13 protein-coding genes are annotated in these 13,709 nt (G+C 45.0%); 6 read left to right on the forward strand and 7 right to left on the reverse strand.

What is annotated here, in order from left to right; all coding sequences use genetic code 11:
• Nucleotides 1-44: 44 nt before the first annotated feature.
• The 4 genes from MSG36_RS08450 to MSG36_RS08465 form a co-directional block, all read right to left on the reverse strand.
• Nucleotides 45-1,403, reverse strand: coding sequence for a Na+/H+ antiporter NhaC family protein (locus tag MSG36_RS08450; RefSeq protein WP_248367247.1), 1,359 nt, complete (start codon nt 1,401-1,403; stop codon nt 45-47).
• 189 nt (nt 1,404-1,592) lie between these two features.
• Nucleotides 1,593-2,357, reverse strand: coding sequence for a hydratase (locus MSG36_RS08455; RefSeq protein WP_248367249.1), 765 nt, complete (start codon nt 2,355-2,357; stop codon nt 1,593-1,595).
• A 206-nt stretch (nt 2,358-2,563) separates the two neighbouring features.
• Complete coding sequence (locus MSG36_RS08460) at nt 2,564-2,869, reverse strand: DUF3861 domain-containing protein (RefSeq protein ID WP_017069212.1); 306 nt, start codon at nt 2,867-2,869, stop codon at nt 2,564-2,566.
• Between the two features lie 33 nt (nt 2,870-2,902).
• Nucleotides 2,903-3,394 (reverse strand): DUF2798 domain-containing protein, encoded by a 492-nt coding sequence (locus MSG36_RS08465; RefSeq protein WP_248367251.1) that lies wholly within the window; start codon nt 3,392-3,394, stop codon nt 2,903-2,905.
• A 97-nt stretch (nt 3,395-3,491) separates the two neighbouring features.
• Between MSG36_RS08465 and MSG36_RS08470 the strand changes: the two genes are divergently transcribed.
• The gene (locus MSG36_RS08470) at nt 3,492-3,917 is read left to right on the forward strand and encodes a MarR family winged helix-turn-helix transcriptional regulator (protein WP_017060573.1); all 426 of its coding nucleotides are present in this window, start codon (nt 3,492-3,494) and stop codon (nt 3,915-3,917) included.
• Nucleotides 3,918-4,079: 162 nt separating this feature from the next.
• Here the strand turns inward: MSG36_RS08470 and MSG36_RS08475 are convergent, their stop codons facing one another.
• Nucleotides 4,080-5,141, reverse strand: a complete 1,062-nt coding sequence (locus MSG36_RS08475; RefSeq protein ID WP_248367253.1) for an MBL fold metallo-hydrolase — start codon at nt 5,139-5,141, stop codon at nt 4,080-4,082.
• A gap of 187 nt (nt 5,142-5,328) precedes the next feature.
• Nucleotides 5,329-7,113, reverse strand: coding sequence for an SgrR family transcriptional regulator (locus MSG36_RS08480; protein ID WP_248367255.1), 1,785 nt, complete (start codon nt 7,111-7,113; stop codon nt 5,329-5,331).
• A 602-nt stretch (nt 7,114-7,715) separates the two neighbouring features.
• Between MSG36_RS08480 and rimK the strand changes: the two genes are divergently transcribed.
• Both rimK and MSG36_RS08490 read left to right on the forward strand, forming a co-directional pair.
• On the forward strand, nt 7,716-8,621 hold the full coding sequence (gene rimK / locus MSG36_RS08485) for a 30S ribosomal protein S6--L-glutamate ligase (protein WP_019824669.1): 906 nt from the start codon (nt 7,716-7,718) through the stop codon (nt 8,619-8,621).
• A gap of 32 nt (nt 8,622-8,653) precedes the next feature.
• Nucleotides 8,654-9,082 carry a RimK/LysX family protein gene (locus tag MSG36_RS08490; protein ID WP_019824668.1) on the forward strand — a complete coding sequence of 143 codons (429 nt, stop codon included), beginning with the start codon at nt 8,654-8,656 and terminating at the stop codon, nt 9,080-9,082.
• A 130-nt stretch (nt 9,083-9,212) separates the two neighbouring features.
• Here the strand turns inward: MSG36_RS08490 and MSG36_RS08495 are convergent, their stop codons facing one another.
• Nucleotides 9,213-10,001, reverse strand: a complete 789-nt coding sequence (locus MSG36_RS08495) for an MBL fold metallo-hydrolase (protein WP_248367257.1) — start codon at nt 9,999-10,001, stop codon at nt 9,213-9,215.
• A 370-nt stretch (nt 10,002-10,371) separates the two neighbouring features.
• Here MSG36_RS08495 and MSG36_RS08500 point away from each other — a divergent pair, with 370 nt between their 5' ends.
• From MSG36_RS08500 to MSG36_RS08510, 3 genes are all read left to right on the forward strand, one after another.
• Complete coding sequence (locus MSG36_RS08500; RefSeq protein ID WP_050621773.1) at nt 10,372-10,974, forward strand: 2OG-Fe(II) oxygenase; 603 nt, start codon at nt 10,372-10,374, stop codon at nt 10,972-10,974.
• A 305-nt stretch (nt 10,975-11,279) separates the two neighbouring features.
• The gene (locus MSG36_RS08505; RefSeq protein WP_048612845.1) at nt 11,280-12,572 is read left to right on the forward strand and encodes an extracellular solute-binding protein; all 1,293 of its coding nucleotides are present in this window, start codon (nt 11,280-11,282) and stop codon (nt 12,570-12,572) included.
• A 241-nt stretch (nt 12,573-12,813) separates the two neighbouring features.
• Nucleotides 12,814-13,695, forward strand: coding sequence for an ABC transporter permease subunit (locus MSG36_RS08510; RefSeq protein ID WP_017071586.1), 882 nt, complete (start codon nt 12,814-12,816; stop codon nt 13,693-13,695).
• Nucleotides 13,696-13,709: the final 14 nt, after the last annotated feature.

A 13,709-nucleotide genomic window follows, 5' to 3' on the forward strand; every position in this document is an offset into this window, starting at 1 on the left:
CCTTCTTATTAGAGTCAGCGAGCACTCAGTTTGGTCAATTACTACTAAGCGTTAGCCACTTTACGCGCAGGGTGTTTAATAAACACAGCGACCACAGCCACGATTGCAAGCGCGAAACAGTAGTAAGAGTTAGACACGATCTCTAGCGGCGATAGGTTAAACACAGAGCCCAATAGCAACACCTGAGCACCATAAGGCAATACGCCTTGAATCACACACGAGAAGATATCCAATAAGCTTGCAGAGCGGCGTGGAGACACATCGTTCTCTTCTGCTAATTGACGAGCAACACTACCAGAAACAATGATTGCTACCGTGTTGTTTGCCGTACATAGGTTCACCATTGATACCAAGCCTGCTATGCCTAGCTCACTTGCGCGGCCATTCGCTTGCTTAGAGTGAGAAGAACCAAATGCACGAATCAAACCACTCACTAAGTTAGTCAGAAACGCTAATCCACCTTGGCGACGCATCAACTCACTCAAACCACCAATCAGCATCGACAGTAAGAAGATCTCTTGCATGTTGCCAAAGCCTGCATAGATGTCTTGAGCGTAATCCGTCAAGCCGTAGTTCTCAACAGAACCTAGGCTCACTCCACCCGCTAGCAAGATACCAATCGTCAACACAACGAACACATTCATGCCCGATACCGCAAGGATTAGGATAGTGATGTACGGAAGGACTTTCAGCCATTCAATTGAGCCTGTTTCAGGAACTTGAGTTGCTGTGCTGTTGAAAGCAAAGATAACAATCGCGATAAGTGCAGCAGGCAGTGCAATACGGATGTTCTCTTTAAACTTGTCTCTCATCTCACAGCCTTGCGAGCGAGTCGCGGCAATCGTGGTATCTGAGATGATAGAAAGGTTGTCACCAAACATAGCGCCACTTAGCACCACGCCAGCGGTCAGAGGAATGCTCATGCCAGCTGAATCTGCAATGCCTAGTGCCACAGGAGCTACCGCAGCGATAGTACCCATAGATGTGCCCATTGCGGTCGCAATGAACGCCGAAATAAGGAAGATGCCCGGCAGGATCATGCTCGTTGGGATAGCCGATAGACCAAGGTTTACCGTCGCATCCACGCCACCAGAAGCTTTAGCCACAGCAGCAAAAGCGCCCGCCAATAGGTAGATCATACACATTGCAATAATGTCTTTGTGACCCACGCCACCTAAGAACTGCTCGATCGCACGGTTCAATTTATCTTTGCTCAATAGCAACGCTAACATCACGGCAGGCAGAGCCGCAATCGGAGCTGGAAGCTGATAGAAAGCAAAATCGACGCCTTGTAGCGACAGGTATGTACCCACGCCAATAAACAGCGCAAGGAAAACGATCAGAGGGATAAGCGCCACTGCCGAAGGGGCAATTACCGCGTTAGAATTTTTTGAATTGGACATGGAACGACAACACAATAGAACAGGAAGGAGAGCAGACTAATGTCACACTTAGAACTTGTCAACGTCTAGACGTCTAAACGCCTAATTTAATGCAAAGTAATAAGAACCCTATTGAGCATCACGTAATAAAAAAGGCTATTTACTCATCAGTAAACAGCCTTTCGATAACAGATAGTGCGTCGCTAGAAGTTAGCGTTTCTGCTTGAACGTTACTTGGTATTCGCCAATACCTTCATAATGGAAGGTAGTTGGTTTATCGAATTCCATTTCCACGATACCGCAGTAAGAGCCCGTGATAATGGCTTCACCCGCTTGGAAATCAACACCACGACGCGTCATGTAGTTAATCAGCCAGTAAATTGGGCTTGGTGGCAGTGTATTCGGGTGCTTACCGTCGAATACTTGAACTTGCTCGCCTTGGGTCACTTCAATACTGATTTCTGCAGAAGTGAACGCTTGTTCGCGATCAATCTCAGGGCCAATGAATAGACCTTGGTTTACTAGGCCATCGGCCAGCTTTTCATAGAACTCAGCGCCGCTGTCATCCGCAAAACGAGATTGCATTAGCTCAAGTGCCATGTGGCAAGAACCAATCGCTTCGTTGATTTGCTCTTCGCTGTAGCCTTCTTGGCTTGCAGGCAGGCTCTTAGCAAGCGTAAATGCAATTTCAGGCTCAACGCGTACCACGTCGTTGTCTGCAAACAGTTCACAAACTTCGCCTTGTTGAACGCTGCCCGAGAAGATTGGCGCAACAACAAACTTGTCTTCAGCCAGAGGAAGTAAGCACTTCCAACCGCCGACTTTATCGCTTTTCAAATCGATCATTGAAGATTGGATCTTTAGCGCATCTTCCAAGTTATTCGGACGGTACTGCTCGTCCAATCTTGGTGCTTTGGTGCCAGCAACGCGACGACTCAACAGTTCTTCAGCTGCTTGTTTAAATACATTTGTCATATAATACCACTTTTAGTTTTATGACCAGTATAATATCGGATTTCTTAAAGCTTGAATAGACAATTCAACAACGGTGCTACACCGAAAATTCAGCCATCAATTTTCCCACATTCTAGACGCAAACAACTGAAATTATTTTGATTTAAAGACAACAAAAGCCAGTAAGTTCGTTACTGGCTTTTCGATGTGTTACTGATGATTAGGCTTTACTGCCCTTTCAAGGTCTTCTTAAGGTTCTGCATGAAGTCTCTGAAGTGAGGCATAAAATTAACAAACAGAGGATGCTTTCTATCTTGCATCATCAATGGGCCGAGTAAGCGGATACTCACACCCAGTCGTGCTGCTGATTGCTCATCTAAGCCGCTGTCTTGTTTGATCTTCTCAACAATAGCGAACATGTTTTCTCTGTCTTCAATTTCAAACTGCATGGTTTGAAGTTCGCGGTCTTCTTTAACGCTCACTTCTTCAATAGTGATGCGGTAGTTATTGTGTTTGCCTGTAAATGCTTTCATGTGGATCTCCTACAATGCTGTGAAATGTTTTGGCTAGCTCTTCATGAATCGTTCTAGCTTAGGTTTAACCGTCATCGACATTACGACCATGATCGTAAGGCCAATAGGAAGCGCGGCAATAAATCCATTAAACCATCCACTGGTAAACGCCGATGTATCCGAAAATCCAATATTATTTGCCGCTGTTACAAATGCCATCATGGACTCCATAATGAATGCCATGATCAGTCCTACGATCAGGTTGCGAACTTTCTCGCCATAAGTTGTGAACACTCTAGCAACGGCTTTGGTTACTAAAGCCATCATCACTGCACCTATTGGCATCATGATCACGACAACAAGGGCTAACGAAGAAAGCCAGTTGCCAATAAATGCCTCGCCGAATCCGACATTCATGTAAGTCATCACGGCCGTTAAACTGCCGCCAATCGTCAGCATTAAGCTCATCATGACCAAAATTTTGTATAAAACCGGTGTGCCTTTTTGCTCAGGAAGAGTTGGCGTTAGAGTTGCTTGAATCGTCATATCTATTTCCTGTCTTGAATTTACGAACAATTAAGTTGATAATGTCAACTATAAATACAGTAGTTGACAATGTCAACTATATTTCTAAGGATCGTTTATGTCTGATAACACATCGCTAGAGTCTATCTTTCGTTTAGTGCACTCTTTGAAACGTCAAATGAGCGAACAGATTGAGAGCTTAGACTCAGAGATTGCACCTATGAACATTCGTGTCATGAAGATCATTACTAAGAAGTCTCCATGTACCGCTATCGATATCGCACACTTCCTAGATCGTGATAAAGCACAGGTCACTCGGCTTATTAATGCCTTGATCAATCAGGAACTTGTGAAAAAGTCTCCGAACCCGGAAGACAAGCGCAGCCAGTTATTGGTTCTGACTGATAAGGGTCAAGAGATCATGAGTAAGGTCTCGGATATCGATCGAGACATGCTGAAGAGAATGACCAAAGGCATGGCCGAAGACGAGTTAGAGCAATTCAGAAAAATTGCGAAGAAAATGGCGCAGAACTTAGAGAGCTGATCTTCAAAATAAAACGCAAAAACGCCACCGAATCGAATGATCAGTGGCGTTTTTTGTATCAGCTGGCTTTATATAGATTAGCGGTATGGTGACTTCTAACTTAGATGAGAGTGTTCATTAGATACCCGTTCTAATTAGTTACAGCTCTAATTAGTTACAGCTCTAATTCGATGCCAGTTTCCACCATGCCTGAACAGGTACAGGCTCTGAGATCACCAAACGTTCACCCATCACAGGGCTTACCATTTGTACATCTCGCTCTTTGCTTATCGCCAGTGCTTGTTCCATTGGGTCTTGCCAATCATGCATAGAAAGATCAAAGGTACTGTTGTGGATTGGCATCATCACCTTACCTTGCAGATCAATGTGCGCCTGAACACTCTGCTCTGGGAACATATGAATATCCGACCAAAGTGAGTTATACGCGCCCGTTTCAACCATGGTTAAATCAAACGGCCCGAAACGGTCGCCAATCTCTTTAAAGCCGCTGAAGTAACCAGAATCACCGCTAAAGAAGACTTTCTTGTCTGAAGCGTTAATCACCCAGCTGCCCCACAGTGTTTGGTCACGATCAAGCAAGCCACGGCCAGAGAAATGCTGTGTCGGCGTTAACGTGAACTCAATGTCTGAGGCCGTTGCCGATTCCCACCAGTTCAATTCGATGATCTTCTCTTTATCCACGCCCCACTTTTCCAACAGTGCGCCAACTCTTAATGGCACTAAGAACATACCCACTTTGTCGGCGAGCACCTTAACGGCACCTTTGTCTAAATGGTCGTAGTGATCGTGGCTGATCACCACCACATCAATATCGGGTAGGTCTTGCAGTGTGATTGGTGTCGGATGAAAACGCTTTGGTCCCATCCATTGCACCGGTGATGCACGATCACTGAACACAGGGTCAGTCATCACTAACTTACCATCCAGCTTCATCATCACGCTTGAGTGACCTAAGCGGTAAGCAACGTCATCTTGCTCTTCGATCAATTGCTCAGCTGTCATTGGAATCAAAGGCAATGCAGCGCGCGGCACTGGCTCGTTTCTTTCCACAGTCACGTATGCTTTCAAGATTGAAAAAATATCAGACATACCCGATTTGTATTCCAACTCACTGTTAGCAAACTTCTTTGGAAGCTTATCTAGATTGTCGTTTGATTGTGAACCTGTGCTTACGATAGCGACCACGACAAGTACTCCTAAAATCGGTAATAGATATTTTTTCATTGGTATCTCTTCATCGGTTGGGATAGACCCAACACATAAACTACACCGACTAGTTTACATGCCAAAACCAAAAAGTAAACCAATGAGTGTAATTTTTAATTTATCTAGACGTAAGCGTGTCAAAGTCGATTTTGGAAAAACCAACTTTGGCAACGAGTTAACTTAGTTATTTAGCTAGTAAGAAAAGTTAATCAGCAGACCATACATTCTTGAAATCTGGCCATCCCCAGTTGGTGATGGCTACGTTTTTCAGAATCCCTTGGAAACGAACGGTCTGTAAGTGATGGAACATAGGCACTAACCAATAATCTGAGATCAGAGTAGACGCGATAGGTTCTAGCTCTGCCAAGTAATTAGGCAGTTCCACGGATGCTTTATGACTATCCAAGCGCTGCTTGAGCCAATCGCTGTTCATCTCTCCCAAAGCAGAGTGCAAAACAGGATCGTTCATCATCCACGAGAACAGCGAAGACGGGGCATTGTCATCGAGGTTGAGGTTACACAGCACCAAGTCCTCCTTTAACTCGCCACTCTGAGAGAGCTGCGCCAACTCTCGAAAACTGTAGGTGTTCACCTCAACTTCCACACCATATCGTTTGAGTATATCGGACACGCAAATCGCACATCGATACAACGCATAATAGTCGTAAACCGCAATACTCATCTTTTCCGGTAGTTGTGCCTCTTTCGAAGGCGTTCGATACAATTTCTGCCAACTTGGCAATATGTTTTGAGCTAAAGAAACACTAAACAGACCCTTGTTGTGTTCCAACTGAGACAAAATCGCTTGTGGGTTGGTCAGTTCTGAAAGGTATTTGCGCTGTTCATTATTTAGTCGGCTAGCCGCTGAGTTCTGATTGAACAGGATAAACAAGCATCCATCCTCGACTCGGCTACGAAGGCCGTCTGTGTCTGATGAAACAAGTTTCGCATCGCTTTTCCCTAATTGATGGAAGCACGATGAATCTTCATAAGGCGATACGTGCATTTGGCTATCATCGAAACGAGCAGTGCCCGTCATTGATTCCTCAAACTGCCAGATGGTCACCTCATCGGTTAACGAGCGACAACCATAATAGTGTTCAAATGCGGCGAGTTTGATTCGTTCATTGTTGGTCTCAACCACTTTAAATGGACCAGTACCAATAACAGCATGGGACACAGAATTTAATGGAGACGGTTCACGGGTAACTTGCGCTGCGGGTTGAATCGAATATTTAACGCCAGCAAGTAAACCAGCAAAGCCGGTGTCTGCTTTGCTGAGTTGAAAGCTGATCCTCAATGGCTGTTCACTGTAAACCGAAGCGACATGGGCTAGCTCTGTCTGATAGAAAGGTAAGGTTTGCAACGCAGAAAACATTGAAACTAATTGCTTAGCATCCACAGGTTGCCCGTCATGGAAAGTAAGTCCCGGGCGCAGATAAAAAGTCCAAACGAGCTTTTCAGCATCATATTGCCAATGATGCGCCAGTTCAGGCTTCAACTCGCCTTTGCCATTACAAGTCACTAAACAACTGAACACTTGCCTGATCAAAAATCGCTCACTACTACGATGAATATGGTGCGGAAACAGATCTTCGAACTTACGTTTGTAGGTTAATTGGACGTGCAGTAACCCTTCGCGCATCGTCGCACCGGATGTTTCTTGGAGAAGAGAGCCAAACACTGCGCGGTCATTATCCAAAATAGAGAGCGCTTTTTCGTACTTGCCCTGCTCTATAAGCTTGCTGGCAACGTGTTGAGTCAGTTGTTGATTGCTAAAGCGCAATGTCAGGTTAGAACGTTGATTCCTGCCGACTTTTGGCTCCCACACCACCCATTCAGCTTGATGCATCTTGCCGAGTAAGGTTCGTGCATGGCGCAAACTGGTAAACAGCTTGTCTGCCACCTCAGTCAAAGTCACCGAATGTGGGATGTTTGGCTCGAATGAATCCAGCCGAGTGTAGTAACGCATCATGTTTAGATCAGACAAATAATGAACCTTTTAGAAACAACCCTTCCTCATAAAGCCGATTATAAAACACATTTGTCTTTAAGTGCTGATAAAAGACAAAAACAGGAACAACCTAATAAAAATCCATCTGTTTATTACTTCCTGTTAAATGACCATAATTAATGGGTCAGCAAGGAACTTTGAGTTCCCACCAAAGCCTAATACAAGAGAAGTAATCATCATGAGAAAATACTATCTTAATAAGCTAAAAAGCACCTGTAGCAAGCTCGAAAGAGAAGCACTACGAACACTTATAGAGCTATGTAACTGGCGTTATTAGTACACTTTTAAGCACCGAGTTAACGCGAGTTGAGTACAACCTAATATGCTCCTACCCCCAATATGAGTTAGGTCTCAACTCGCTTTTCCATTCCAAATCCCCTCTCAACCCAGTTGTACCAATCGCTCACGCACTCGATAAATTTCTGTTGTCGACTCGACAAATTTAATTCGTTTTCTTAGTTAAACGAAAAGCCTTAAGGTTCGCCCCGAAGCAAGCAAGTTGCCTCAGAAAAACTGAAAGCTCAGCTAACAACTAATTTATTTGCAGTTACCAATCAGGTATTAACTAAGGAAACGCCATGCGTATCGCAATTCTTTCTCGCAACGAAAATCTATACTCTACTTCTCGCTTAAAAGCGGCTGGAGAAGCACGTGGTCACCAGGTCGATGTTATCGACACGCTGCACTGTGATATAGATATCGCGAGTAACAATCCGAAGATTCGCTACATGGGTGAAGAGCTACCTCAATACGATGCTGTTATTCCACGTATTGGCGCTTCCATTACCTTTTACGGAACTGCGGTTGTTCGCCAATTCGAAATGATGGGCACTTTTTGTATCAATGAGTCAGTTGCAATCAGTCGTTCTCGCGACAAACTGCGCTCACTACAACTGTTGTCTCGCAAAGGTATTGGCTTACCAAAAACAGGTTTCGCTAGCCGCCCAGACAAGATTCAAGACTTGATCAAAAACGTAGGTGGCGCGCCACTGGTTATCAAGCTTCTTGAAGGTACTCAAGGTATCGGTGTGGTTCTAGCTGAAACAAACAAAGCAGCAGAAAGCGTTATCGAAGCATTCATGGGCCTAAAAGCGAACATCTTGGTTCAAGAGTTCATTGAAGAAGCAAATGGCGCAGACATCCGTTGTTTTGTTGTTGGCAACAAAGTAATTGCAGCGATGAAGCGTCAAGCTGGTGAAGGTGAATTCCGCTCTAACCTGCACCGTGGCGGTACAGCTCAACTGGTTAAACTAACCAAAGAAGAGCGCGCTACAGCAATCAATGCTGCGAAAATCATGGGTTTAAACCTATGTGGTGTTGATATTCTACAATCTAAGAATGGCCCTGTTGTAATGGAAGTTAACTCTTCTCCTGGCCTAGAAGGTATTGAGAAAGCGACGGGCAAAGATGTAGCAGACATGATTTTCGAATTCATCGAAAAAAATGCAAAACCAAACGCTAACCGTACTCGTGGCAAAGGCTGATTTAACGCCGTTAACTCATGATTGGAAATGACATGAACAATAAAATGATCATAGGGAATACAGAAGCACTTTGCTTACCAGAGTTAGGGATAACTGGACTACATACACGTGTTGATACAGGGGCTAAAACCTCTTCTCTACACGTAGACAATCTACTATGTGTAAAAACAGACGGTGAGAACTTCGTTGAATTCGATCTTCACCCAGACGTTTACCACCTAGAAGAGACTGTACGCTGCAAGGCGAAACTGAAAACAAGTAAAAGAATCAAATCATCGAACGGCGAAGTTGAACACCGTTGTGTGATTGAAACCATGCTAAAAATCGGCGGTCAGGAATGGCCTATCGATATCACGCTAAGCAACCGTCAAGATATGACTTATATGATGCTGCTTGGTCGTCAAGGCATGAGTGACAAAGTGATTGTTGATCCAGCGGGTGAATTCCTGCTGACTCACTAATCAGAGTCATCGTAACCGCTCCACAGGTTATAACTAAATAAGGCCAGTCTCATGACTGGCCTTATTGCTATCTATTTTTCTATTTCTACTTTCAGCTCTGAATACACGACTTTGCATTCAGACTTCTGATCTATTTCTTCGATTTACTATGAGATTGAAAACCAAATCGCCAAATCGATAACAGTAATTTCTTGGTTTTGATTTTCGTCACTCGCCAATGTGTAACAGGCCTTCTTGGGGCACTCATCAGCAGATGTTCAAAAGCCTTCTGACTGAAATCGACTTGCCCACCATGTGCCACCAGCAAGGTATCGAGCTGCATGTCATAAATGCGCGATACAGACGCTCGATACTTATTAGGGTGAAAGATAGGAAACGGCGGAATCAGCTTCTTCTTAACCTCGACCATTAAATCCGCCACATAAGCAACGCTGTGTGATGGGCAATAAACAGAGAGATCTCTGTCGGTATGGCCCGGCGTTTCAAGAACCAGCCAATCATCAAACCCTGGAATGCTATCCCCATCAGACAGCTTGTAATCCGGCTTTAACTTTCTTGAATACCATAGGTTTGCTTTAGGCTTGCCTAAGCGGTTCGCCATCCACCTAGCAAGCGCTAAGTCGGTCAGGTGCATCAAAATGCCATCAATGCCGTAATACCAGTCTTTATCTCGGTTTGCTGCCACCAAGTTACAGTTCGTCAGCTTTCTGAGCGTATGCGCAGCGCCTGCATGATCGGGATGCATGTGCGTCACAACCACAGTGTGTAGGTCGCTAAATTCACGGACAAGTTCATCTTCAATGAAAGCTTTAAGGTGAGGAATATCCGCACGGCACGCGCCATCAAGTAACAGCAACCTATCTGGGTACTCTACGAGATACATGTCTTGGATATAGCCTTTGATGGTATGCAGCTGCAAAACCGCTCCTTGTGATAAAACAACTGGTCAGACCTATACAATAGCAAATCCAACTTCAATTGTGATCATTTTGTTAAAAGCAACAATCTAAAACCGGATAGAGAACTCGAATCAAGATTTCTATTGGAATCCACTAAATTGCTCAAATCCAATTCAACTCAGAACAATGGGAACAGATTCCAAAGATTGCCATCAATTTCATCCGATATTTTCAGCATTATCAAATGCCCGCATTGCCGTAAACCTTGCTCTATAGGCCTTGCGATTCAAGCCTCCAGCACCATTTGTCGTAACGACAAAACATGTGATTTGTTGACCTGAGTTATTAGGACTATATATGCGCCTCTAATTTATTGTCTGAGTGCTATACATGAACCAATTAATCGATGCTCTTTCTACCCAAGGTTATTTCGTTTGGGATGACTTCTTAACTCAAGAAGAAGTGGTGGCATTGAGGGATTGCATTCCAGAGAACTGGAAAAAGGCTAGGATTGGCCGTAACGATGAAGTAACGCGAGAGTCGACCATCCGTAGCGACAAGATTCAATGGGTGCGCCGCGATATGGGTCAGCCAGCATCTCTGTTTCTAGACAAGATGGAACAAATTCGTTTAGCAGCAAACCAAGCGTTCTTTTTGGGTCTGTTCGAGTACGAAGCACACTTTGCTAAATACGAAAAAGGCGACTTCTACCAGAAGCACTTAGACTGCTTCAAGGGCAATGAGAACCGCCGTCTGACTACCGTCTTCTACATGAACGACGAGTGGACAGAAGACGACGCAGGTGAGCTTGTGGTTTACGACCTAAAAGACAACCACATCGCGACCATTCCACCAAAGTCAGGCCGCTTATTTGTGTTCTTGTCTGAACAGTTCCCACACGAGGTACTGCCGACCAACACAGAGCGATTCAGTATTGCAGGTTGGTTCCGCATTAACGGCGTGAAAGACAACCAACTCGATATCGCACACTAAAACAAAGCCGATTGTTACAAGCTCTAGCTTATTCAAAGCCTCTCCTTCGAGAGGCTTTTTTATTGAACAAATATTAAGCAAGCATTCAACAACAAACCTCTCAAAAACCACACGTAGTAAATATCCAAATCATCAATAACTTTTCTCTTAAATGAAATCGAAATGAATCTTTCATATCAGTGAAACGGTTTAGCCACGTAAGTGAAATACGCCCTGTTCAAGATAGCTTCAAACGACACCCCTACCGTCTCGTTAACACTCTAATCCAATACCTCGACATCGATTTCATCCAAAAGGAAACGAAGATGAATAAGCTAATTTTGGCAGGCGTTCTTTCTGCGACAGCGGCAATGCCAGCGTTCGCAACGACTCAAGTCACTTGGTGGCACGCAATGGGCGGCCAGCTTGGAGAAACAGTAAACAAAATTGCGACCGACTTTAATGCGTCACAAGATGATTACCAGATCACGCCAATCTACAAAGGTTCATACACAGAGACCTTAACAGCGGGTATCGCGGCATACCGAGCAGGTGAAGCACCCAATATTCTGCAAGTCTTCGATGCAGGCGCAGCAACCATCATGAACGCGAAAGGCGTCGCGAAACCGGTACAGGATATTCTGGTTGAGTCGGGCTACAACTTTAATTCAAACGACTACCTAGCTGGCGTTCGTAACTTCTATGCCGACAACCAAGGCAAGATGGTTGGTATGCCTTTCAACAGTTCAACACCGGTTCTTTACTACAACAAAGATCTTCTCGCGGAAGTGGGCGCAGACGCGCCTAAAACTTATGAAGAACTAGAAGTGGTTGCTAAGAAGCTGAAGGCAGAAGGACACATCGCGTTTTCTCAATCTCTGACACCGTGGATCATGTTCGAGAACTTTAAGTCTCGCCACAATCTACCGGTCGCGGACCAAAACAACGGCTACGATGGCTTGTCCACTAAAATCATGTTCAACACCAAAGACATGATGATGCACGTTAGCAAGATGAAAGAATGGTCAGATCTCGGTTACTACAAGTATTACGGCAGCGACTGGGATGCAAACCAAACCCCTTTCGAGCGCCAAGAAGTGGCGATGTGGATGGGTTCTTCAGGCTCATTCGGTGGCTTACGTAACCGCGTACCTTTCGAACTCGGCACCACATACCTTCCATACTGGAAATCGGTTAACCCAGACGCAGGCTTAACCTTCATTGGCGGCGCAGCTCTGTTTGCACTCAATGGTCATGACCAACAACAAGACAAAGGTGTCGCAGCGTTCTTTGATTACCTGACTAAGCCTGAAACTCAAGTCTACTGGCACAAAACCACTGGCTATGTACCTGTAACAACGGCTGCCTATGAACTAGCGAAAGAGTCTGGCTACTACAACGAACAACCAGACGCAGAAGTGGGCGTGAAGCAGCTAAGCCTAAAATCGGGCGAATGGACTAAGGGCTACCGCTTAGGTTACTACCCTCAAATTCGTGAAGTGATGCATCGTGAGTTCGACAATATCTTCGCCGACCGCTCTAGCGTCGAGAATAGCCTAGATAAAGTCGAAGATGAGAGCAGCAAACTGCTGAAACGCTTCGCTCGCACAATGAACTAATTCTGCTTTTTAACCAAAGCAGATTACTGAGCTAAAGGCTTAACAACCCAAAGCTGTTCATTGCTCCTCACCACTTGTCACTGCGTCATTAAAAACGTAATGGCAAGGAGTGAGGAGATTCTTCACTAGCGCCATTTCTTGATCCAAAAACTACAACTCAACTGGATGCATTCCTTTGCTATAGCGCTAGTGCTCACCGTAACTAACAGTGATAACAGTCACTAATTTTGGGGATTACCCTGTGGAACGACGTCAGCAATTCTTTCACTCTCCGCTGCCTTACCTATTTTTGGCGCCTCAGATACTCATCATTGCGGTTTTCTTTATCTACCCTGCGGCAAAGGCAGTTTACCTGTCCTTCATGCTAGAAGACCCTTGGGGTACCTCATCGATATTCGTATGGTTCGAAAACTATCAGATGCTATTCGAATCGAGCGAGTATCTGAACTCGATTGGCTTCACCTTAATGTTCGCAATCGTGGTCTCTTTCTTATCGCTTGCCTTAGCGCTGCTGCTCGCGGTTAAAGCCGACAACATCATTCACGGACAAGGCGCTTACAAGGTCACTCTTACTTGGGTTTACGCGGTTGCTCCTGCGATTGCAGGCGTAATCGGTGCTTTCTTGTTTAACCCACACATTGGCGTGTTTACCGAGATATTTGCGGTTATAGGCTGGGACTTTAGCTTCCAAACCGACCCTTTAGATGCCACGTTTGCTCTGATTCTGGTTTCAGTGTGGAAACAGGTTTCGGTGAATTTCATCTACTTTCTGGCTGGGCTTCAATCGATCTCTTACGCCGTAAAAGAAGCGGCGATGCTCGATTGCGTCAGCGACTCAAAACGTTTCTGGACCATTACTTTCCCGCTACTCGCACCAACTGGTTTTTTCCTGCTGGTCATCAACCTTACTTACTCGTTCTTTGAAACTTTTGGCGTCATAGACACCATGACCAACGGCGGCCCGGGTGGCGGCACTACTTCGTTAGTGTACAAGGTGTATCGAGATGGGTTTGTTGGCGCAGATTTAGGCGGCAGCTCTGCACAATCTGTTGTGTTGTTACTACTGGTACTCACTCTTACATTTATCCAGTTTCGCGTTGTAGAAAAGCGTGTTCATTACTAGCCCACTACAGCTAG

This window comes from Vibrio sp. 1CM8B (assembly GCF_023161685.1).
In the GTDB taxonomy this organism is placed as follows: domain Bacteria; phylum Pseudomonadota; class Gammaproteobacteria; order Enterobacterales; family Vibrionaceae; genus Vibrio; species Vibrio coralliirubri.